At 46.6% G+C, this 21,316-nt stretch carries 19 protein-coding genes; 11 read left to right on the top strand and 8 right to left on the bottom strand.

Annotated elements, in window-relative coordinates:
* Positions 1-3: 3 nt before the first annotated feature.
* Positions 4-150 carry a hypothetical protein gene (locus L5M11_RS16295; RefSeq protein ID WP_105253023.1) on the bottom strand — a complete coding sequence of 49 codons (147 nt, stop codon included), beginning with the start codon at positions 148-150 and terminating at the stop codon, positions 4-6.
* A gap of 113 nt (positions 151-263) precedes the next feature.
* A complete protein-coding gene (locus tag L5M11_RS16290; protein WP_105250726.1) occupies positions 264-809 on the bottom strand; it encodes a helix-turn-helix transcriptional regulator in 546 nt (181 codons plus the stop codon).
* A 145-nt stretch (positions 810-954) separates the two neighbouring features.
* Here L5M11_RS16290 and L5M11_RS16285 point away from each other — a divergent pair, with 145 nt between their 5' ends.
* Genes L5M11_RS16285 through L5M11_RS16270 form a run of 4 tightly spaced genes read left to right on the top strand, consistent with a single transcriptional unit; the run spans position 955 to position 6,560 of the window.
* Positions 955-2,178 carry a metal transporter gene (locus L5M11_RS16285; RefSeq protein WP_263192740.1) on the top strand — a complete coding sequence of 408 codons (1,224 nt, stop codon included), beginning with the start codon at positions 955-957 and terminating at the stop codon, positions 2,176-2,178.
* Positions 2,175-3,203: a membrane fusion-like protein gene (locus L5M11_RS16280; RefSeq protein ID WP_263185070.1), complete on the top strand. Its 1,029-nt coding sequence runs from the start codon at positions 2,175-2,177 to the stop codon at positions 3,201-3,203. The genes L5M11_RS16285 and L5M11_RS16280 overlap by 4 nt, the downstream gene beginning before the upstream one ends.
* A 1-nt stretch (position 3,204) precedes the next feature.
* A complete protein-coding gene (locus L5M11_RS16275) occupies positions 3,205-6,258 on the top strand; it encodes an efflux RND transporter permease subunit (RefSeq protein WP_263148641.1) in 3,054 nt (1,017 codons plus the stop codon).
* The gene (locus L5M11_RS16270) at positions 6,255-6,560 is read left to right on the top strand and encodes a DUF3240 family protein (RefSeq protein WP_006079422.1); all 306 of its coding nucleotides are present in this window, start codon (positions 6,255-6,257) and stop codon (positions 6,558-6,560) included. Before L5M11_RS16275 ends, L5M11_RS16270 begins: the two co-directional genes overlap by 4 nt.
* A gap of 73 nt (positions 6,561-6,633) precedes the next feature.
* Here the strand turns inward: L5M11_RS16270 and L5M11_RS16265 are convergent, their stop codons facing one another.
* The 3 genes from L5M11_RS16265 to L5M11_RS16255 all read right to left on the bottom strand — a co-directional run bounded on the left by L5M11_RS16265 (position 6,634) and on the right by L5M11_RS16255 (position 10,250).
* Positions 6,634-7,269 carry a paraquat-inducible protein A gene (locus tag L5M11_RS16265; protein ID WP_212599564.1) on the bottom strand — a complete coding sequence of 212 codons (636 nt, stop codon included), beginning with the start codon at positions 7,267-7,269 and terminating at the stop codon, positions 6,634-6,636.
* A gap of 113 nt (positions 7,270-7,382) precedes the next feature.
* Positions 7,383-8,573, bottom strand: coding sequence for an HD-GYP domain-containing protein (locus tag L5M11_RS16260; RefSeq protein ID WP_263162609.1), 1,191 nt, complete (start codon positions 8,571-8,573; stop codon positions 7,383-7,385).
* 306 nt (positions 8,574-8,879) lie between these two features.
* Positions 8,880-10,250 carry an ATP-binding cassette domain-containing protein gene (locus L5M11_RS16255; RefSeq protein ID WP_263182216.1) on the bottom strand — a complete coding sequence of 457 codons (1,371 nt, stop codon included), beginning with the start codon at positions 10,248-10,250 and terminating at the stop codon, positions 8,880-8,882.
* A gap of 515 nt (positions 10,251-10,765) precedes the next feature.
* Between L5M11_RS16255 and L5M11_RS16250 the strand changes: the two genes are divergently transcribed.
* Complete coding sequence (locus L5M11_RS16250; protein WP_131524435.1) at positions 10,766-12,124, top strand: isochorismate synthase MenF; 1,359 nt, start codon at positions 10,766-10,768, stop codon at positions 12,122-12,124.
* 21 nt (positions 12,125-12,145) lie between these two features.
* On the opposite strand, the gene L5M11_RS16245 is transcribed toward L5M11_RS16250, so the two are convergent.
* Positions 12,146-12,886: a substrate-binding periplasmic protein gene (locus L5M11_RS16245; RefSeq protein ID WP_173497812.1), complete on the bottom strand. Its 741-nt coding sequence runs from the start codon at positions 12,884-12,886 to the stop codon at positions 12,146-12,148.
* A gap of 205 nt (positions 12,887-13,091) precedes the next feature.
* Between L5M11_RS16245 and L5M11_RS16240 the strand changes: the two genes are divergently transcribed.
* Together L5M11_RS16240 and L5M11_RS16235 are read left to right on the top strand one after the other, a co-directional pair.
* Positions 13,092-13,751, top strand: coding sequence for a 7-cyano-7-deazaguanine/7-aminomethyl-7-deazaguanine transporter (locus tag L5M11_RS16240; RefSeq protein ID WP_105250735.1), 660 nt, complete (start codon positions 13,092-13,094; stop codon positions 13,749-13,751).
* Positions 13,752-13,851: 100 nt separating this feature from the next.
* Entirely contained in the window at positions 13,852-14,310 is a 459-nt protein-coding gene (locus L5M11_RS16235; protein WP_263192738.1) for a GNAT family N-acetyltransferase, read from the top strand.
* Between the two features lie 339 nt (positions 14,311-14,649).
* Here the strand turns inward: L5M11_RS16235 and L5M11_RS16230 are convergent, their stop codons facing one another.
* Both L5M11_RS16230 and L5M11_RS16225 read right to left on the bottom strand, forming a co-directional pair.
* Positions 14,650-16,803 (bottom strand): cache domain-containing protein, encoded by a 2,154-nt coding sequence (locus L5M11_RS16230; protein ID WP_105250737.1) that lies wholly within the window; start codon positions 16,801-16,803, stop codon positions 14,650-14,652.
* A 1-nt stretch (position 16,804) separates the two neighbouring features.
* The gene (locus tag L5M11_RS16225; RefSeq protein ID WP_105250738.1) at positions 16,805-18,187 is read right to left on the bottom strand and encodes a sigma-54-dependent transcriptional regulator; all 1,383 of its coding nucleotides are present in this window, start codon (positions 18,185-18,187) and stop codon (positions 16,805-16,807) included.
* Positions 18,188-18,471: 284 nt separating this feature from the next.
* On the opposite strand from L5M11_RS16225, the gene L5M11_RS16220 reads away from it, so the two are divergent.
* Genes L5M11_RS16220 through mobA form a run of 4 tightly spaced genes read left to right on the top strand, consistent with a single transcriptional unit; the run spans position 18,472 to position 21,288 of the window.
* Complete coding sequence (locus L5M11_RS16220) at positions 18,472-19,296, top strand: substrate-binding domain-containing protein (RefSeq protein WP_212599451.1); 825 nt, start codon at positions 18,472-18,474, stop codon at positions 19,294-19,296.
* A complete protein-coding gene (locus L5M11_RS16215; RefSeq protein WP_131524429.1) occupies positions 19,293-20,000 on the top strand; it encodes an ABC transporter permease in 708 nt (235 codons plus the stop codon). Before L5M11_RS16220 ends, L5M11_RS16215 begins: the two co-directional genes overlap by 4 nt.
* 3 nt (positions 20,001-20,003) lie before the next feature.
* A complete protein-coding gene (locus L5M11_RS16210; RefSeq protein ID WP_173248426.1) occupies positions 20,004-20,714 on the top strand; it encodes an ATP-binding cassette domain-containing protein in 711 nt (236 codons plus the stop codon).
* The gene (mobA, locus tag L5M11_RS16205) at positions 20,698-21,288 is read left to right on the top strand and encodes a molybdenum cofactor guanylyltransferase MobA (RefSeq protein ID WP_113940167.1); all 591 of its coding nucleotides are present in this window, start codon (positions 20,698-20,700) and stop codon (positions 21,286-21,288) included. The genes L5M11_RS16210 and mobA overlap by 17 nt, the downstream gene beginning before the upstream one ends.
* Positions 21,289-21,316: the final 28 nt, after the last annotated feature.

Genomic DNA, 21,316 nt, shown 5'->3' with positions numbered 1-21,316 from the left:
AATCTACTCTGCCGTCGGCTTCATTCGCCAAGCCCAGTAGAGGACGCCAACAAAGGCGGAGAATTCGATAAGTGAACGCACGAGTCCTGTGGTTTGCGTCGAAGCGACCAAGGCAATCAGGCAAAACACGATAATCAGCCAGTTTTTCAATTGCATCTTCCTGCAAACTTAGGGGATGCTCATTATTGTTTAGAACTAAAAACTCAGCAAATATCGATTTTCAATAACAAATAGCTATAACAGCTAAGCCAATCCTGCGTTGATTAAGCTGCCTTAGGGCTTGATGCCGCTTCATTCGCAGCAAGATCTTGATTATGTTCTTGAATAAAATCTTCCATAAACCAAGCGCAAAAAGTATGGCGTCCATCGACTGCCGCTTTACCGTAAATGGTCGATGCCTGTTGTCTGACGGTTTTTTCTTTAGTCTGGCGCACTTCGGCAATTTCTTTAAAGCTTAGGCCCTTAAGTAATAAAAAAGCCACTTGCTGCTCACTCTTAGTAAAGCCCCAAGTCTCGAATTGCTGCGACACCGCTTGGCTGTATTCTTGTCTGGCAGAGCGCATTTGCGTCGACATATTGTCGATTTTTTTATCCGCATGCTCCAACCGTTTAGCCAATGCTTTCACTTCGCGGGAGCGACGAATAAGGTCATAACTTAAGTACATGGCACCAATCACAGTGAGCACTAATAACATGGCTTCCTGCGCAATATGCCATTGGGGAATGCCCAATTGAATGTCGGAAGTGATGTCAAAAAGCTTAAAGCATATGATCAAGGCCAACAGACCAATAATGACAAGATCCTTCATCGAAAAACTCCTAAATAAAAGCAAAATCAAATAATTAATTTATGGGACATATGTACCATAGACGGTTTTATGATACATGTCCCCCACGACTTTCGCCCACTAATCCCTACACTGACAACACACTTTATTACCATAGAATCGTCCTATGTCTGTCAGTACGTCTTGTATCAAGTTATGTCTGTTGGCGACCTTAGTCAGCAGCAGTTTCCTGTGCCACGCAGCTAATTCCGAGCTATCTCAAGCACTCACCACCAGCCAAGCAAGATTACATTCTCTATCTCAATCGGGCGGCCAGTTACCGCAATCACAAATAAGCTTAAGCAGCTCATCTTGGCTCAATGGCCTGCCGAGCATTAGCTTGAGTCACTTAGGCAGCCTAGATAATGGTAACAGCTACGAGCAGGAACTCTCACTCAATTTGCCAATAAAATCCCCTGCTTTGCACAGCAGCGATAAGCAAATTAAACAACTCACCCAAGGCATTCAGGTGCAACAAGTCGCGCTGCAAGGCCTGTATTTATCGGGATTATTGCGACAAAGCCTGTGGGAACATCGTCTTGCCGCAGTGAAACTGGCCCAGTTAGATCGCAAGACCCAATTACTCGACAAACTCCATAATCAGCAAAAGCAACTCACAGATGCGGGCGAACTGCCGATTGCCCACATTCTCTTGTTAGAGCGCGAACTGGTGGATATTGCACTGGAGCGGGTCGACCTTAACCAGCAACAAGCTGAGGCGCTTACCCTCTATCAACAACTCACCGGACAAGAGCAAATACCGCAGAACATAGCCGAAACCGCGCGGCCACTTTCTGCCAACAACCAACCCAATGACATGCTCGCGCAGCATCCATTATGGCAACTACTGAGCCTGCAGAAGCAGCAACAGCTGTTGATCATCCAGAGTCAGCAAGCAGGGAATAACGATCCTTGGGCAGTCTCACTCACGGCCAAAAATACCGCAGATAATCAAGTCGATGATCAACAGCTTGGCATCGCCGTTTCTGTACCGCTGACCTTAGGTTCTGCCCTATCACAAACCGAATTATCCCAATGGCAACAAGCCAATACCGAGCACACGCTCAACCTCGACCGTACCTATATCGAGCTGAAAACTCAGCTTAAAAAACTAGAGCAACAGCAACAAAATCTGCTCGACCAACAAACATTGCTGACTCAAGCCTTACACCTTAGCCGCACCATCACAGAGGAGCTGGCTAAGGTCAAAGACCAAAACCAAGTTAGCTACGAAGTCTGGCTGCGCCGCTATATGGATGCCCTCGATACCGAATCCCGCTTGGCACTGAACCAAGTCGCGCAGCAACAACTGCACTCCCAACAACTGCAATCCTTAGGAATTTCATTATGATGGCCAAGTACGGCGCATGCCTTTTCTGTTTATCCGCCAGTGTTGCCACCTTAGTGCAGGCTGAATCCTTAACGATAAGTTCCCTCGGTAATTTAGACCTGAGCTACGTGCAACCACAGAAAGTCGCCAGTTATGAGGGCAGCCCGTTGCCCGCGCAGGTTGAAATCCTCCCCGGTAATGATTACTGGATCAGCACGCCGGAGAATATCCAGCAGATCACCTTTCTCGTCGGCCAAGGCCAGCTCGTCACTAAAGGCCAAGCGATTGTCAAACTGACTGGGCCAGAAGTGTTCCACTACCTCGCCCAAGTCGAAGCCGCCAGCAGCTTGTATCAACTAGCCAAAAGCCGTTATGAGCGCAATAAACCCTTATTAAACAATGGCAGTATTAGCGCAGAAAAATGGCAAGAGATCAGCCAAGACTACTTCAGCACTCACCTCGAATACGAGCACATGCAGCATTTTATGGAGATAGTCAAAAGCACAGATGCCACCACAGACTCCCTAGTGGTAGGCACGCCAGTGGCGGGGATCGTTAAACTCAACCAAGTGAATGGACCTTATATGGCGGGTTCACAGCTATTCTCACTGGTGCCCAGCGACAGCATTCGCGTCAAGGTCAGTGTGCCAATGAGTCAGTCACATTCGCTCTCGGCGGTGAATATCAATCAGTGCCATATCGCCATTGAGTCCGTGTCGGCCATCGCCGAAGGTGCTTTTGTGACCGCTTGGTCATCACCCGTACCGCAGGAGTGTAACTTACTGTTAGGACAACAAATCACTGTGATACCCGAGTATCAAAAGGCAGTGTATTTATTGCCTAAAAATAGCGTATTCAGTTGGGAGCAAGACAGCCAAGTCTTCACTAAAACCGCAGACACGCTCACCTCGATTACAATCGATATTCTTGGCTCAACCCCTGAGCAATATATCGTTGAAAGCGATCAAGAACTCAGCCAAATCCAAGTGTTATCCCAGTCAGTTGCTGCAGTCAAAGGCATAATGCTTGGCTTAGGAGGCGAATAAGATGTTGACCTCAGTCATCCGCTTTTCGCTTACGCAGCGCTTATTTGTGCTGATTGTGGCGCTGATCATCATGTTAGCGGGAGCGCGAGCCTGGTTTTCCATTCCCTTGGATGCCTTTCCCGATATTTCGCCCACCCAAGTGAAGATCATCCTCAAGGCGCCCGGCATGACGCCGGAGGAAATCGAAGCGCAAATTACCGTGCCGATTGAAACCGAACTGTTAGGTATTCCCCATCAATCGATTCTTCGCTCGACCACTAAATACGCCATCAGCGATATCACCCTCGATTTCGACGAAGGTACAGATATCTATTGGGCGCGCCAGCAGGTGAGCGAGCGCATCGCCGCCGTGTGGGACAGTTTCCCTGAAGGTGTAACGGGCGGCGTAGCGCCAATGAGTACGCCGCTCAGCGAAATCTTTATGTTTTCACTCGAAAATCCCAATCTTTCGCTGATGGAAAGACGGCAGTTGCTCGAATGGGAAATCCGTCCGCTACTACGAACCGTTGCAGGTGTCGCCGATGTGAATATCCTCGGTGGCTATGCCAAAAGCTTTAGTGTGACCCCCAAACCTGCGGCTATGGCGGCCGCAGGCGTAAGTTTTGCGGCGCTGCAACAAGCGATAGTGGAGAATAATCACAACGAAGGTGCGGGCAAGCTCACGATTGGTACAGATACCATCATAGTGCGCGCCGAAGGTCGCATCGATGACATCGACGAGCTCAAACAATTAGTGATCAAAGCCGATGATGCCAGAGTCTATCGACTGCAGGATTTAGCCGATATTCAAATTGGCCACTTAGCCCGCTATGGCGCAGTCACTAAGGACGGTAACGAAACCGCCGAAGCCTTGATCATCGCCCTGAAAGACGCCAATACCGCACAAGTAGTCAAAAACATTAAAGAAAAACTCGATCAAATCAGCCTAACCTTACCAGAAGGGAGCCAGATCAACACCTTTTACGACCGCGCGAATCTGATCAATACCGCGATTGATACTATCTCCAATGCCTTGTTCGAAGCCGTAGTGCTGGTGATCATCTTGCTGGCGCTATTTTTAGGTAACGTGCGCGCCGCATTAGTCGTGTCACTCTCGCTACCACTCGCCGCGCTGATGACGTTTTTGATGATGGATTACTTTAATCTTTCTGCGAACTTAATGAGCCTAGGCGGGCTAGTTATCGCCATCGGCATGTTAGTGGATTCATCTGTGGTCGTAGTCGAAAACATGGTGAATCTCATCGCCACTAAGCAGAGATTACCGCGGCTGCATTTGATTTTTCGCGCGACCAAGGATGTTGCCATTCCCGTGGTGTCGGGCACTGTGATCGTCATGATAGTGTTCTCACCCTTGCTGACCTTGAGCGGGCTCGAAGGCAAACTCTTTACCCCAGTTGCGGTCACTATCGTGTTTGCCATGCTGTCGGCGCTGGTGTTGTCGTTAACTGTTATTCCGGTTATCGCTTCTTATCTCGTCAACGAAAAAGCCGCCAAGGAACCTAAGGCGATTGAAAAGCTTAAACAGCTTTATCTGGCCAGCCTCAAGAGCACGTTTAGCCATCAAAAACGCTTTATGGTGATCGCCTTTAGCTTGCTTATCGTCAGCCTAGGGCTGTTCGGGTTAGTGGGAAAAACCTTTATGCCGACCTTAGATGAAGGCGACATTATCCTGCAGCTGGAGAAATCCCCGTCGATTTCACTCGAAGCTTCGATTGCCATCGACAAGCAAATTCAGCAAACCTTGCTGGCTAAAGTTCCTGAAATCAAACAAATGGTGGCGCGTACTGGCGCGGATGAAATCGGCTTAGATCCCATGGGGCTCAATGAAACCGATGTATTCTTAGAACTTCTGCCCCGCAGCGAATGGCGCTTTGCAAATAAAGAAGCGCTTATCGATGCGATCCGCACTGTGTTATTGGACTATCCCGGCGTTAATTTTAACTTCACTCAACCGATACAAATGCGCGTGTCCGAAATGCTCACCGGTAGCATTGGCGACGTGGCGATTAAGGTCTTTGGTAATGATATCGACACCTTAGGTCTGCTCACGAGCCAAATCCAACAGCTGGTTAATGCCACCAGCGGCAGCGTCGATGTGAAAATGGCGATGATCGAAGGCAGTCCTTTTATCAACCTCACCTTAGATAACGAGCTCGCCCGTGGCTTTGGCATGAGCACCATGGAGTTTGCTCGCTACCTGAAAAGTCAGCTCGAAGGCGTGATAGTGACCGAAGTGCTACAGGGTAAGAAACGAACGCCCGTGCTGATGGCTAATAATCAGAGCCACTTAAGCAGCATTAATGAGCTTAAAAATCAGTTACTGGTGATGCCAGATCACTCCTTAAAACGCCTGAGTGATGTCGCCACCTTAAGCTATAAGCAAGGCCCCATCCTTATCGAGCGTGAGCAAGGGAATCGCTTTTCAGTGATCACCACCAACGTGCAGGGTCGCGATATTGTGAGTTTTGTAGAAGAGCTCAACGCTAAAATAGCAAAGGAAATCAAACTCCCGAGCGGTTATAGCGTAAGTTTTGGTGGCGAGTTTGAAAACCAACAACGGGCCACCAGCAATTTACTACTAGTGATCCCCATTGCTATCGCACTGATCACTTTGATTTTATTCACCACATTTGGCTCACTGGCCAAAGCTGGCTTAATCCTCGCCAACGTTCCCTTCGCTATGATGGGCGGCATAGTTAGCCTGTATTTATCGGGGGAATATTTGTCCGTGCCCGCCTCAGTTGGCTTTATCGCCCTGCTCGGTGTCGCTGTACTCAATGGCGTGGTGATGGTCAGCTATTACGAACAAACCAAGCACATGTTCAGTAACCTGCGCGAACGGGTAGAACAAGGTGCGGCGCGGCGTTTACGCCCCATTTTGATGACGGCGACAACGGCCATGTTTGGTCTTATGCCGCTAGTGTTTGCCTCAGGTCCTGGGGCTGAAATTCAAAAACCTTTAGCGATTGTGGTGATTGGCGGTCTGCTCACTTCAACCATTACCACACTGTATTTACTGCCAATTCTGTATTTTTGGCTGGAGAAACGTAAATGAGCACAGAACAACTGTTAGTACTGATCGCCCAAAATGATATTAAGGACGACATAGTCGATACCTTGATAGAGCTGGAGTTTCTGTCGGGTTTTAGCCTAGGGAATATTTGTGGTTTTAGCCGTGAACACAGCCATTTTAATATCAAGGAACAAGTGGAAGGTTATCGGGAGTTTTGTAAATTCGAAATCATGCATCCCGCTGCACAACAAGCGGCGCTGCTCGCGGCACTGGCGTTAGTCTGCAAACATAATCCCTGTCGCTATTGGATTATGCCCATCTATCAAAATGGTACTCTGTCTTAATCTAGATTGATGTTGATCTCACTGAGCAAGGCATACTCACTTTGTCACTAAAGTCAGTATGCCTTTAAAATAGCTAAAGAATTGGCGTTGGGCGACGCACTAAAAAACCACTCAGGATCGATAAAATGCAGTAAGCGGTAAAGAAGTAAAAACCGTTTTCAAATTGCGCCTGTGTTTTTAGCATTTCCCCCATGCCACCTGAGGCGTTCCCCGCCATAAAGGTGATGATCAGCGCTACCACAAACACATCGGCCATCGACCACTTGGCGAGTGAGTTGACGACGGCATTAATCCTCAGTTTCAGGCCAATCGAACTCACACATTGCTGTGCCAGCATTAAGCTCAACTTCAAGGCAGGCACTATCACACTGAATAACATGACTAATCCCGCGACGAGTCCATTACCAGAGTGATAAAGCTCGGTCACTGTTCCCCAAATACTACGAGTCTTCTGCAGCACTTGGACTTCACCTTTAAGACTATTAAACCCAAGCAAGCCACTGACCATGCTTAACATACCGCGGGCACTTTCACGCCCAGAGTCCTCATCAAAGCTTTGGGCAACTTGCTCTATGCCTTGTTCCGCCAGCTTGGCCTTATCGATACTGCCGCTGATACTCAAAATTGGTTGAGTCACCCCAGGGATTAACAAAGCCAAGGATAAGATAATGATAAAAATAGGAAATAGAGATTTCATAGCACTGTTCATAGCATTGCTCGACCAGAGAAATACTTTCAGTTTACGGTTTTTAGCGCAGGCTCTGCAATCATTCACACCAGCCATCGACTCAGATGACCGGCATTTAAGGTAGGATTTGAAGATTAATAGAAAGGAGTCGGATCGATATCTAATGTACTCGGTGACACACCGCGTTCAATATAAAGTTCAGATTTTAATAAATCCACCATAGCGACATCAGTGTAACGTTTTACTTTTAAAGAATAAAAACACTTTACGATTGGATGTAGCGCATCCCTATCTTTCGAGGCCCAAACAATACCAACACGACCATCCGACAATTCAACTAAGGAACCCACAGGGTAAACACCAATACAACGAATAAACTCATAGACCAATTCTTGATCCAAATGGAATGGCGTTAGACTGAGTAAAATTTTAAAGGCCGCGGCAGGGCTCATCGCCTCTTTATAACATCGCGTTGCTGTTAAAGCATCGAAGATATCGACTATACAACTCATACGGCCATGGCGGGGGATTTCATCACCCTTCAAACCCCTTGGATAACCTCTGCCATCTAATTTTTCATGGTGCATTAAGCAGATATCTTTACTGATCTGCGACAGACCAGTAGTTTCGTTCATAATTTCAAGCGCATACACTTGATGCAGCTTCATATGTTCAAATTCTTCCGGCGTCAGTTTGCCCGGCTTGTGCAGCACTTTATTGTCGACTTTAATCTTGCCAATATCGTGCAAAATCCCGCCGACCGCCATTTCCCGTAGCATGACGCGATCTAGCTTTAAGTATTTACCAAAGGTAACCAGTAGAAAGGCGACATTCACTGAATGTTCAAGTAGATAGGCATCTTTTGAACGGAGTGCAGACATACATTTAAGCGCATCAGCATCCAACATCACTGACTCTATCATGGTATCGGCTAACGCTTCGAAGGGGGCAACTTCGATGGCTTTACCTTCGAAGGTCTCAGATAAGACTTTACGAATGAGGTCTTTCGCCTCGGTAAGCATGACTTTAGCTTGAGCTTGTTGCTTATCGCGGCTAATGAGCGCTTTTTTATTGTCAGTTTGATTATCGTTAGTGATTTTTTTCTTTAACCCACAATGTTCAGCCGAACGCTCGGCGTCTACCCAAACAAATTTAATACCGCTTTTGGCCAGTTTTAAAATCGCATCCTTGTGCTTAATTTGTCCAGCATTTGCAATAGCAAGTTGACCTTTATCATTTTTGTCTATGGCACTGACAAACATACCCAATGTCAGCTGTGACACTGGTAATTTGATAAGTTCAACTGATTCTGCCGACTCACTCATATCTACAACCCCAAGGATGATGTGCCTGAATAAAATATCAACTTAACCATACGACATTAAAGCGACTTACGCTCAAATGTTCTGTTGTTATTTTTGATTATTATAGAACAGACGTGAGGGGCATTCTAAGACGAGGATTAGAAAATCACCATAGACTTTCTTGGTAAATAAAGGGGCTTAAACAAGATACGATGAAATCAGAGCTTAAGGTGTCGATTAGACCCATTTCAATCTCTCATTATTTCAAAAAATGCCTAAGGGCTAGGCATTCAAAACCAGCGACCCTCACGCGCGAAAAGCTCACAACTACCCCACATAACGCTCAGCCATTTCAGTTGACTCTTCCACCAATAAACCATTACGTAAACTCAGTTGCCGTGACACTGCACTGTGTTCAATGCTTCTGTGAGTGCTGAGCAAAATAGCGCAACCTTGGGAGCTTAACCGCTTTAGCAAGTACCACACTTTGCCGTAGTAATGCTTATCCATCCCCGCCAATGGATCGTCCAAAAGCAGCACCTTAGGGCGTAGACAGGCGAGTGACGCTAAGGCAATCAAATGCTGTTGGCCGTAGGATAATTTGTGGGGCGACAGATGGGCTAAGCTAAATAAATCCAACTCGTCCAACATTTGCACCGCTCGCTCTTTGGGGAGTTCAAAGCGCCTAAGGCTAAACTGCATTTCGGCTAGCACGTTAGACTCGAATAATTGTCGACTCGGCCTTTGCATCAACAGTCCCAATTCAGCACCATAAATCCCCAATTTAGGCCTTCGCCCTAGCACTTTAAGAGGAAGACGCTGCCTTAAACTGTGCACGCCCGCTATAGTTTTCAATAGACTCGTTTTACCAGAGCCGTTATCGCCCACTAAGGTCACTATCTCCCCCGCTTGCAATTGGAATCCTTGTGGACACGCAAATAACGTGGGACAAGCATCGAACCCAAAATCAAAGGCTTCGGCACTGACCAAGACTTTGCCTAAATGCTCAAACTTAGCCTGATTTCGCCACGCAGGCGCTTCAATTTGCGGCGCATCGCTCACGGTATAGATGCCTTCGGACAACTTACCAGCCTCTAACTGCCAATAATGCTGAATAATCTCGGCGAATGCCGAGGCGTTATGCTCAACTAATACTAGCGCCATACCATCTTGGATAAGATTGCGAAGCACGACCAGCAGCTCACTCACACCGTGATCATCGAGTTGTGCCCAAGGTTCATCGAGCAGCAGTAAATGCGGCTCTGACACTAACTGAGCGGCGATCATTAAGCGATATTTTTGACCGAGGGAAAGCGTGCTGACTTGGGTATCGAGGCGCAGATACAAGCCCACGCGCCGTAGTGCTAATTGCACTTTAGGTAGCATTTGCTCGGCGGGAATACCGAGGTTTTCTAAGGCGAAAGCCACCTCGGCACCAACGGTTTGCCTTAGTAGCTGAGTTTGTGGGTCTTGCATTACCAGACCCGTAACCAATTGAGGATAACGCCAGATGTCACCTTCATGCGGGCGATTTAACACGCCCGCCAGTAGATTTAGCAGACTCGATTTTCCTGAGCCCGTAGGACCGCTCACGCAATGGCATTGGCCGGTACCAATCGCCAAGTTAACTTCCTGCAATACCGTCGGTAACTGGCTGCCATAGTTGAAGCTAACGCCTTCGAGATCTAAGAGTTTCATACTATATCTGCCTATAAAGATCTAACGAACAGCCTATGACAAGGCTGCACCCTAGTCGTCTTTTCATTCCCACGGCGAGTCATACGTTAATAGACATCTAACTTGTCACGTAGAAAATTTAAGATGTGCAAGCTATTGTGGACCGCGATTATTCTGTCTCAACCGAAAAACGTTTAAAAACCAACCTAGATCGACTAATTACGACAAAGGGAAAGTACATTTAACGACTAAGAGACAAAATGTCCACCGAGGGTGGCTTGCCCGACAAAAAGACCCACTCAAGTCACATTTTTTATCAGCGTAAAATGAGACTATGGCGAAAGTCACACGATAGGGCCTTACATCTTGACACACTCGACCGTGGCCTTTAATTTGAGCGAAAGATTCTTATTTACAGACTAAAATCACTACAGGTAAATGGCTTGTAAAAGAGGACATTAACCTGACTCGAATTTATTGACGCTGACAGAGTGACCTTCAGCTTTCGCCTTCATCCGTTATCTTTGGAGTTCTATTTGCCCGTTCATGCCCTGTCTGAAGACCTTAAGTCTCTCATCGACAAACTCATTCAATTAAAGCAAGTTCCACCGACGGAACCGATAGTGCAGTTGTCACTAAACACTGTCGCTATGCCTTTAATTTCATGGCTGGCATCCCAGACTCAATACCCAAGGATCTACTGGCATGGGCGCGACAGAATCGAAGAAGTCGCGGCGATAGGGGCGTGCAAAGACTTTAGATTTGAAACCGGAATCAATGATCAGCAACTGGCCATGGCCTACCAAGAGCAGCGAGCCTTATCGACGAATCAGAATATTCGCTACTATGGCGGTGTTGCCTTTGATCGCACTATAGAGTCTTGGCCTGAGTTCGGTAATAGCCGCTTTATCCTGCCGCGCATTGAATTTAGACGCAGTGGGAACAAATTTAGCCTATTAGTGAATCTTAATTTTGCTGATAATGATCACCATAGCGAGATAGATAAGGCCATCGGCGCTATCGAAGCCGTCATGCCTGCGAAGCCACTCTCGCCACCTAAAAAGATCGTTCCACTTGGGCGCAGTGACAAACCTGATTTTGAACGTTGGAAGACATTAGTCGAGCAAGTGGTGGATCCTAAGTTCAATCAAGATACCCCAAAAGTCGTGTTATCCCGCTTAACACAACTTGAAGTCAATGAACCTATCGATCCTTGGATGGTGCTGGCTTGCTGGCAGGGCCGTAATCCCAATAGTTTCCAGTTTGGCTTTCAATTTAGTCCAGATCGCACTTTTATCTCTTGCTCACCAGAGCGTTTATTCCGCCGCCGTCAGCAGGAGCTATTTACCGAGGCACTTGCTGGTACAACGGTACGCGGTCTCAATCAAGAAGAAGATGTTGCGCTGGCGAACGCTTTATTAGAAGACAACAAAAATAGCGTTGAAAACCAACTTGTTCGCAGTCACATAGTGAATATGCTCACGCCGCTGAGCAATTATGTTGGCGCCGATGAATTAGCGACTATTTTTAAGCTGAACCATATTCAACATTTACACCGTGCAATTCGAGCCGAATTGAAGCCGGGCGTGAATGATTTCCAACTTTTGCAAGCCCTGCATCCTACTCCTGCAGTTGGCGGCTTGCCGCGGTATTCAGCGCTAAACTTTATTCGTCAACGTGAAGGTTATATTCGCGGTTGGTACGCCGGTGCCTGCGGCTATTTCAATAAATATGAGAGTGAGTTTTCGGTAGCGATCCGCAGTGCGCTGATCGAACCAGGTCGGATTAATCTATTTGCGGGGGCGGGAATTATTGCAGGTTCTGAGCCTGAAGCTGAGTGGCAAGAGCTTGAAAATAAACTCGCAACCATAATGTCGATTTTATTCGAAATGTAATAAGCCTAGTAAACATTAAGACTATTCAGCGCCATCAGCCCTTCGTTTTTCAATCGTTTCAAGGTAAAGCCTGTCCTGTTCACCCGAATCGATTAAGCGCTTATGTGCAAGGTCAAAATGTTGTTTCAACATCTGGCCTTTCTCGGTGTTAGCGAAAACAAAATAGGTTTCGGCCTTGAGTACACCTTGAATAATCACAAAATTTTGTGGCGCCTTTAATTTAGGAACAAACGTAAGCAAATTAGGTTTGTAATCTAGCACGGCATCTATACGTCCAGCATTTAAGCTATTGAGCATAGTCAACATATCGCTACTTTCTTCGTAATACATAGGCACAGGTGTCAGCATATTGTATCTGTAGGCCAGCATGGCCTGAACCTTCTTGTGGGATAGGCTTTCAATACCGGTCCAGCCTGCTGCCACCTCGGGAGTAACAGCCACATCGATAGAGTCCACTTCAACCATATTCTCTGTTAATAGCCCCTTTTTAATATCACCCTTGTAAACGCTGAGCGTGATATCGGTACGATTGTGCTCAACAAGATATAAACTGCGGGCAAAAGGCATAAACTGCACATTGAGTTGCCATTCTGGCTCAGGGAAAATCCGCTGAAGTAACTCGAAGTAGTAACCCGTTTTATCACGATTGGCAAATCCCTCCCAAGTTGACGTTGCTACATCGACCACTATCGGCTGAGCGGCGGAAACAGACACAGGTAACACAGCTAAAAATAAGCAAAAAGTAGCAAAAAATCGTCTCATGGCTATCCTCCTTCGACGTATTCAAAGTGTAGAAGAGTTTTCATTCTATGTGCACATTTAAACAGCAGACTTGCATCTTAAAACTCGACCACTATAATGGCGACCCGATTTCAGCACGCTGTCACCGGCAATAAAGTCGTAAACATAATAAATTGAATATTAGCGGGTTCCCTCACCCCGCCCTACACAACTAAAAAGGCCACATATGTTAATGTTAACCACAGCGCAGCTTCGCCGCGCTTTATTCCTATTAGTAGGATTTCACATACTGATTATTTGCGTCAGCAACTACTTAGTACAATTGCCATTTCAACTGTTTGGCTACCACACAACTTGGGGAGCATTCAGCTTTCCGTTCGTGTACTTAGCCACAGATCTCACTGTCCGTATTTTTGGCCAACAAGCCGCACGCAGCATCATACTCAAAGCTATGATTCCCGCTTTGATGATTTCCTACGTGATGGGAGTGATGTTCCATCAAGGCAGCTTTCAAGGTGCTGATTCACTTGCACAGTGGAATACCTTTGTGTTCCGAATTGCCTTTGCCAGCTTCGCGGCTTATTTGATTGGTCAGTTGATGGATATTAAGGTTTTTGCCCGTATTCGAGCCAGTCGCTCTTGGTGGGTCGCCCCAGCCGCCTCAACCTTAGTCGGAAATCTGGTCGATACTTTAGTCTTTTTCAGTATCGCCTTTTACGCCTCTTCCGATAGCTTTATGGCAGCCAATTGGCCCGAAATCGCTACAGTCGATTACGGCTTTAAGCTAATCGTGAGCTTAGGCCTTTTCCTACCGGCATACGGTGTTTTGCTAAAAGTCTTACAGGACAAGATTTTGCGAGCCAATCCGCAAGAATCAATTTCCTAATTAACCCAACTGGCCAGACCTGTTATAATTTAACCAGTTAATAGCTCAGCCCTGCTCCTGTTAACGCGCGAGTGGGGCTGATTTTTTATGAGAGTAAACTATGTATTCTATTGAAATTAAAGCAGAGTCAAGTTTGACTCCCGAGTTAGCCGCTCAGCTTATCGAACTTAGCCAACAAATCCCTGAGCTCGATCACCCACTCACAAACGAAGTGTTGGACCAGCGCTTACAGGGCAAGACATGTTTGATCTTAGTCGCATATGTAGAAGGTGAATTGGCAGGGTTTAAACTGGGTTACGAGCAAGAAGAGGCTATATTTTATAGCTGGTTAGGTGGCGTTGCATCCGACTTTAGACGTTTAGGCTTAGCGCAGAGTCTACTCGAATATCAAGAAACTTGGGCACGCCGCCATGGCTATAATCATATTCAGGTGAAAACGATGAATCGTTTTCCTGCGATGCTTAATTTATTGATCAGTAATCAATATTTAATTACTGAACTAACAGCCGATCCTAAAAGCTTAGTCGATCATAAACTGTATCTGTGCAAGTCGATCTAAACCGTTAATGGATGAGGGCAAAACGATATTTGTAAAGATGTGCACTTTTTGCAATAAATAGCTTGCAAACACAATTGAGAATGATTATCGTTAACGTGCGTTCCAAAACTCATCTTTAACAACGATGACTGGTAATCGACGTTGTTATGGAGCTCCTGAGTTTGCAAGCACGACATTGCTCACACACACTCTTTGTGGCCGGACTCATCATCCGGCTTTTTTTTTGCCTAAAAATCAGTAATGCAAAGCCACATAATACAAAGCCAGCAATCGCTCGACATATTTTAATTCAAACTTAATCAGCCAAATACAACACACTGCCTATCTAACGGGATAAGACTAATCTGCAGACATATCGCTGTAGTTGCCCGCAAAGTGTAAGCCATCGTAGGGATTATTTTGCTGATCTTCCTTCGCTTCATGATACAAACCTATGGTAAATAAAGACCCTTTACCCAAAGTTGAACTCACTTCTATCGTGCCACCAATCCGCTTGATAATGCCGTAACTGAGCGAAAGACCTAAACCAGTGCCATCCTTACGTGTGGTATAAAAAGGGTCGAAAATCCGTCCAAGCTGCTCTGGCGCTATCCCTGAGCCTTCATCTTCCACTTCGATTTTGACGCCAATCGGCATATCCTGCTGCACCCAGTCATAGGTTCGCACCCAAATACGTCCTTTACCGTCCATCGCATGCGCCGCATTCACTACAAGATTAATCAAGACTTGCAACAACTGCGGACGATTAACCTGTACTGGACAACTGGCGTTTAACTCAGTGATCAACACGACTTCTTGTTTTTGAATCGAATGTCGCACCAACACCAACATTTCTTCGATAATAGGAGTCATCGGATGCATTTCTAGTGGTGCGTTGAATTCGCCTGGTCGGCTGTATTGCAACAGGCTACGGATGATAGTGCTGATCCGCCCAACCTGTTGAATGACTAGATCAATTTCTTCTTTCACTACTTCTGCATTATCGCCAAGCTCGTAGCGCAGTAATTCCATATTGCCGAGGATAACGGCCGTCGGATTATTGATTTCATGGGCGATACCTGCGGTCAATTCGCCAAGAGCTGTGAGCTTCTCGTTAGTGACGAGCTGTTGACGCGTTTCGTTTAGTAATGCCACGTTACGTTGCAGCTCTAAGGTTTTATCCTGCAGGCTACGAGTACGCTCTTCAACCTTCATTTCAAGCTGTTCTGCCGCCGCTTGAATTTGGGCATTTCGACGCTGTAGCAAGTCAAGCATACTGTCAAATTGCTCGGCTAAGTTCGATAACTCATTATCCCTATCTAATCCTAAGGCGCCGATACGAATATTGCGCCCCGACTGCACAGCTTGTACAACATGGTGAATACGTTCAATGGGCTGCAATAAACTATAAGCACCGCGATAAACCAGCAGGCCAGAGACCAACAGCACTAACATTAGAATCGTGCCTAGCTCTATGATATTGAGTAAATAATTATGGATAAATGGCGATTCAGAAAAGCCGGTATAGATCATACCGACACGTTGGCCGCGAACATCTTCCAAGGGGGCATAAGCGGAAATAAACCAATCGTTAAATACGAAAGCGCGATCGACCCACTGCTCGCCTTGAGTTAACACTTTGTCTTTCACTTCCTCCGACACTAAACTGCCAAGCGCGCGGCCCAGCGTCTCATTGCCTGTGGGATAAAAATGCAGCGGCACGTTGGTGGAAATACGGATGTTATCTAAGAAGATGGTCACAGTGCCGATGGAACGCTCGGGCAAGGTGCCTTTGTCGTATACCAGATCACGAATGTGGTCAACAATTCGAGTATCGCGATTAAACAAGATCCCACCATCGAGATACCAAGCCACTTTGCCTTCCATATCAGGGACGGGCAATAGGCTACGGCTCAATAAACCACGTTCTTCAACGGTTTTAACGGGGCTCTGCGCCCGCAAGGTTGCAACTATCGGAATGCTCGCAGTGATAGCCAATTCGGGATCGATACGTGCTAAACGCTCGGGCGGCAGCACCATCAAGCCGGAGTAAGGTAATAAACCGTCTAACTTAGGAAGGATTTGTCGTAAATCGGGGTCTGCGGCCGCTTCGGCAACACTAACTAAACGCAAATAATCGAGATTTAGCTGTTTTTTCTGTTCAAGAAGAAAAGCATCAATACTGGCTCGGTAGCTGACTTCGCCACTTAATTCTTTACCACTGAAAAGTGGCCTAAAGTCATTTTGAAAAGTCCAAGACGTCACCACACGTTCAAGTTGTTTTTCTTGGCGTACTTGCACTTGCTGCAAAGTGTTTTCGGCAACAGATAAGTCAGCTTTAACCTTCATAAACAGCTGCTTACCTGTATAACTGATGTTCCAGTAAATAGTGATAAACACTAAACTCACCAGTGTCAGTAGAATGGGCAGTAACGTCAGGATTAATATGCGATAGCGCACCTTGGCCTGCATTTGCTGCCAACTGACACCAAAAAAGTGAGTGAAGAATGACACTCTATGACTCCTGTTCGCCACTAAAATCAAACCACTCTTTATACTTGCGATCTAAGGTTTTGCGCGATACGCCTAAATCCCTCGCCGCGGCAGACTTATTGCCAGAATGTAAGTCCACAACACTGGTCACATGGTGTTTTTCCACGTCTTTCAATGGCCAATCCAATGGATAACCCGATGTGGATAAAGACTCACTCTTCAGCTGTTGCTTCCAATATTCCGCTGGCGGTTTGCCCAGCAAAATACAACGCTCAATCATGTTGCGCAGTTCACGAATGTTACCAGGCCACTCGTGTTGCTGTAGTTTCACCATATCTTCATGGCTCCATACGACTTCTCTTACCCCTAATTCAGCGGCAAGTTGGCGAGTGAAATGATGGGTTAACTCCACTACATCTTCGGGTCTATCACGTAATGGCGGGATTAAAATATCGAGCACATTCAGCCGATAATATAAGTCTCGACGGAAATTCCCTGCATCCACTTCATCAATCAGAGTACGGTTAGTGGCCGCGATCACTCGCACATCAATGTTAACTTCTTTCTCGCTGCCCACAGGACGAATCGCTTTTTGCTCTAATACTCGGAGTAAAGCCGTTTGCATTTTCAGTGGCATTTCGCCAATTTCATCGAGAAAAATCGTCCCGCCCGAGGCAAAACTGAATAAACCTTCACGATTGCCTTTCGCACCCGTAAAGGCACCGGCGGTATGGCCAAACAATTCACTTTCGAGCAGTTCAGGAGCGATAGAGCCACAGTTAACTGGGACAAAAGGTCCCTGACGTCCACTAAGCAAATGCAATTGCCGTGCGACTAATTCCTTACCCGTGCCCGACTCACCTTGGATCAAGACGACGGCATTGGTCGGCGCCACACGTTCGATGATATGTTTCACCGACTTCATGGCTTCACTGCTGCCAATAATGGTCGATGAATAACCGATTGAAACCTCACGACGCAGCATCAAGTTTTCACGTTTAAGCAAGCGACGTTCGATACAGCGATCGACCGCAGTCATCATTTGTTCGAGGTGGAAAGGTTTCATGATGAAGTCAGAAGCACCAGCGCGTAGCGCGGTAATCGCGACTTCCATGTCAGCATAGCCAGTCATAAAAATGATGTCCGAACGACGCCCCTGCTCATCCAACGCTTCATGCCATTCGATACCCGAACGACCAGGCAGACGAATGTCGACGATAAGCAAATCGAAATGGCAACGGCTACGCAGCTGCTCAGCATCTTCGATACTGCCCGCCGTTTCGACTAAGGCAAATTTCTTCGAGAGTGCCTTATTTAAAAAACTCCGCATTCCGGGTTCATCATCAACAATCAGTACCGATACAGCCGATGGAAGAGGCTTGAGGTTATTATCTATCTGGCTCATATTGTCTGCTTCTGGACATTTTGACTCATTTGCGACCAATTCTAGCACTGAAAATAGATGAATAGGTCACTATGAACCATCAGAAGTTTGTCCTGAGACAATTTGTCTGTAGAGTATTTGTTAAGCTTGCGATCAAGCTCACAAATTAGGTTAAGCTGTGAAGAAAATGACCGCATTCTCAGCTTGGCATCTAACTTGCTTTCAACCGAACGTATTACAATTTACGAGACCTTCCACTCAGTAGGCATTTGAGTTGGAATCCTATTTTCCGCCAAGGAGTACCCATGCTAAACATGAAATCTCATATGAAGTCATTACTGGGACTGGTTGTTGCAGCCAGTATGTTCACTGTTTTACCCGCTCACTCGACTGAAATTATCAAGTTAGCCACCACCACCAGCACAGAAAACTCAGGCCTATTGAAAGAACTGTTACCTAAGTTCGAAAGTGAATCAGGCTACAAGGTTCAAGTCATCGCCACAGGTACAGGTAAAGCCCTGAAACTAGGTGAGCAAGGTGATGTGGATTTAGTCATGACTCACGCGCCTAGCGCCGAAGCCAAATTCGTAGCCGATGGTTTTGGTGTTGAGCCCCGTGGCATTATGGAAAATGATTTCGTAGTACTTGGCCCTAAAAACGACCCAGCAAAAATCCGTGACAGCAAAACGGCCGAAGAAGCCTTCGTTAAAATGGCAAAATCAGGCGTACCTTTTATCTCTCGTGGTGACAACTCAGGCACTCACATCAAAGAGTTAGAAGTATGGAAAGCGGCAAATGTTACTCCTAACTTCAAAGGTTATACTTCAGTCGGTCAAGGCATGGGTAAAACCCTGCTGATGGCAAACGAAATGCAAGGTTACACTCTGTCTGACCGTGGTACTTTCGTGGCTTATAAAACTAAGCTCGATCTTGCCGTTGATTTCGATGGTGGTAAAACCTTAGCCAACCCATACCAAGTCATTCTCATCAACCCTACTAAATACCCAGATCTGAACCACAAAGGCGCTAAAGCATTCAGCGACTGGTTGATCAGCAAAGAAGGTCAAAGCATGATCAACAGCTTCAAAGTTGAAGGCGAGCAATTGTTCAAGGCAACTTATAGCGAATGAACGACGGCTGGCTAGCACTATTACAGCAGGCGTTAAGCCTGCTGTTTTCTTTAGACCCTGACGTTTGGTCCATCATTTCGATCTCGTTTTCGGTTTCTTTCGCGGCACTGCTGATCACGCTGGTTCCTTCCATGGTGCTCGGCTTTGTGTTGGCGTTTGCGCCATTTCGCGGCAAATGGATAGTCACTAACTTAGTTCAAACTCTGCAATCAATCCCGACAGTGGTTATCGGTCTACTCGTGTATTTACTGCTAACGCGCAACGGTCCTATGGGCGATCTAAAATGGTTATTTACCCAAGAAGGCATGATTCTCGGGCAAATGTTCATCTGTGCCCCCGTGCTAATTGCAATGAGCCAAGCCGCATTCACTAGCGTTGATCGCAGAGCTTGGGAAACCTCACGCACCTTAGGTGCCTCTTGGTGCCGTGCAGTGTGGACAGTATGCCGAGAACTGCGCATGCCCTTACTGCTTGCGATTGTCGCAGCGTTTAGTCGCATTCTGACCGAAGTCGGCTGCTCTATGATGGTCGGCGGCAATATTTTAAACGTGACCCGTAATATTCCTACCGCAATCGCACTTGAAACTAGCAAAGGTGACTTCGCCCAAGCTATCGCCCTCGGGCTAGTGCTGCTAATCTTGGCCTTGATCCTCAACTTTGCCTTAGGTAGTTTACGCGGCAAAGCCATGCCAAGGAGCCATTAAGCAATGACTAAGGTCAAACTGATCGCCCGTGACGTAGAAATGTCCTTTGGCGCGCGCCTGTTATTCAAAGCCGACGTATTATCGCTCTGCCAAGGAGATGTGATTTATCTGCAAGGCGACAATGGCACAGGCAAATCAACCTTGATGAAAATTCTGGCGGGCTTAATGCCACCAACCAAAGGCCATATTGAGGCTGTCGGTTTTGCCAAAAATGCTTGGTGGCGACGCAATCCATTGTTAGGTAAGGCTGTTTATCTGCACCAACATCCTTATTTGTTCGACGGCACAGTAGAATATAATCTCACCTATGGTCTGAATTTCAGCTCAGAAACAAAAGCCAAAGCGAAACAGCGGATTACTCAAGCGATTGAGATGGCGCAGCTAGGGTCGCTGCTGCACGAAAGGGCCAGTAATCTCTCTGGTGGCGAAAGACAGCGCCTCGCGATTGCGCGCGCTTGGATCCTACAACCTAAACTATTAATGCTCGATGAACCCACCTCCAATATGGACAAGGATTCCCAAGAGCTAGTATTAAAAATGATCCAACAACTCAAACACGAAGGCACAGGAATGTTACTGAGTAGCCATCAGAATTGCGCGCTAACCGCCATCTGCGAACAACAGTGGCACATAGAAGGTGAGCGCGTGATGACCTCTTATCAACAGCCTGAATCTTTGCCAGCACAGGAGCCTTTGTATGTCATCGCAAATTGATGCCGTTATTCTCGCCGGTGGTATGGCCCGTCGCATGGGTGGCGACGATAAAGGTCTCGTCGAATTAAACGGCGAAGCCATGATTAAGCACACAATAGATAGAATAAAACCTCAGGTTAAGGAGATCCTGATCAACGCAAATCGTAACCAAACACGTTATGCTGAGTTCGGTTTTAAGGTAATAAGTGACGAGCATAGTGGTTTCCTCGGACCTTTAGCGGGTATGATCACCGCTATGGGCCAAACAGATGCAGACTACTTATTAGTAGTGCCCTGCGACTGCCCACTCCTGCCACTCGACCTTGTTCCGCGTATGTTGGCAGCAATTGAAGCAGAAAAAGCCGAGATTGCTGTCGCCAGTGACGGTGAGTATGAACAACCCGTTGTTTTACTCTTAAAACCTAGCTTACGTGACTCGATGAAAGCGTTTCTTGAGGCGGGTGAGCGTAAAGTGGACTTTTGGTATATCAAACATCACTTCGTCGTAGCGTCATTCGCCGACCAGCCCAATGCTTTTGTGAATGTAAATACGCCAGAACAAAAACAACGACTAGCGATAGAAATCACCCAATAGCTAAAAAGGCTCCAATAACCCAAATTAG

It is taken from the genome of Shewanella sp. SM87 (genome assembly GCF_025653705.1).
GTDB classification, from domain to species: domain Bacteria; phylum Pseudomonadota; class Gammaproteobacteria; order Enterobacterales; family Shewanellaceae; genus Shewanella; species Shewanella oncorhynchi.
The sequence above is the reverse complement of the archived record's forward strand: the minus strand, read 5'-3'. Positions and strand labels throughout refer to the sequence as shown.

What these genes read in the sequence shown, in the direction of transcription:
- L5M11_RS16290 (WP_105250726.1), bottom strand. Translation starts at nt 809, where the DNA reads ATGAAGGATCTTGTCATTATTGGTCTGTTGGCCTTGATCATATGCTTT.
- L5M11_RS16285 (WP_263192740.1), top strand. Translation starts at nt 955, where the DNA reads ATGTCTGTCAGTACGTCTTGTATCAAGTTATGTCTGTTGGCGACCTTA.
- L5M11_RS16280 (WP_263185070.1), top strand. Translation starts at nt 2,175, where the DNA reads ATGATGGCCAAGTACGGCGCATGCCTTTTCTGTTTATCCGCCAGTGTT.
- L5M11_RS16275 (WP_263148641.1), top strand. Translation starts at nt 3,205, where the DNA reads ATGTTGACCTCAGTCATCCGCTTTTCGCTTACGCAGCGCTTATTTGTG.
- L5M11_RS16270 (WP_006079422.1), top strand. Translation starts at nt 6,255, where the DNA reads ATGAGCACAGAACAACTGTTAGTACTGATCGCCCAAAATGATATTAAG.
- L5M11_RS16265 (WP_212599564.1), bottom strand. Translation starts at nt 7,269, where the DNA reads ATGAACAGTGCTATGAAATCTCTATTTCCTATTTTTATCATTATCTTA.
- L5M11_RS16260 (WP_263162609.1), bottom strand. Translation starts at nt 8,573, where the DNA reads ATGAGTGAGTCGGCAGAATCAGTTGAACTTATCAAATTACCAGTGTCA.
- L5M11_RS16255 (WP_263182216.1), bottom strand. Translation starts at nt 10,250, where the DNA reads ATGAAACTCTTAGATCTCGAAGGCGTTAGCTTCAACTATGGCAGCCAG.
- L5M11_RS16245 (WP_173497812.1), bottom strand. Translation starts at nt 12,886, where the DNA reads ATGAGACGATTTTTTGCTACTTTTTGCTTATTTTTAGCTGTGTTACCT.
- L5M11_RS16240 (WP_105250735.1), top strand. Translation starts at nt 13,092, where the DNA reads ATGTTAATGTTAACCACAGCGCAGCTTCGCCGCGCTTTATTCCTATTA.
- L5M11_RS16235 (WP_263192738.1), top strand. Translation starts at nt 13,852, where the DNA reads ATGTATTCTATTGAAATTAAAGCAGAGTCAAGTTTGACTCCCGAGTTA.
- L5M11_RS16225 (WP_105250738.1), bottom strand. Translation starts at nt 18,187, where the DNA reads ATGAGCCAGATAGATAATAACCTCAAGCCTCTTCCATCGGCTGTATCG.
- L5M11_RS16220 (WP_212599451.1), top strand. Translation starts at nt 18,472, where the DNA reads ATGCTAAACATGAAATCTCATATGAAGTCATTACTGGGACTGGTTGTT.
- L5M11_RS16215 (WP_131524429.1), top strand. Translation starts at nt 19,293, where the DNA reads ATGAACGACGGCTGGCTAGCACTATTACAGCAGGCGTTAAGCCTGCTG.
- L5M11_RS16210 (WP_173248426.1), top strand. Translation starts at nt 20,004, where the DNA reads ATGACTAAGGTCAAACTGATCGCCCGTGACGTAGAAATGTCCTTTGGC.
- mobA (WP_113940167.1), top strand. Translation starts at nt 20,698, where the DNA reads ATGTCATCGCAAATTGATGCCGTTATTCTCGCCGGTGGTATGGCCCGT.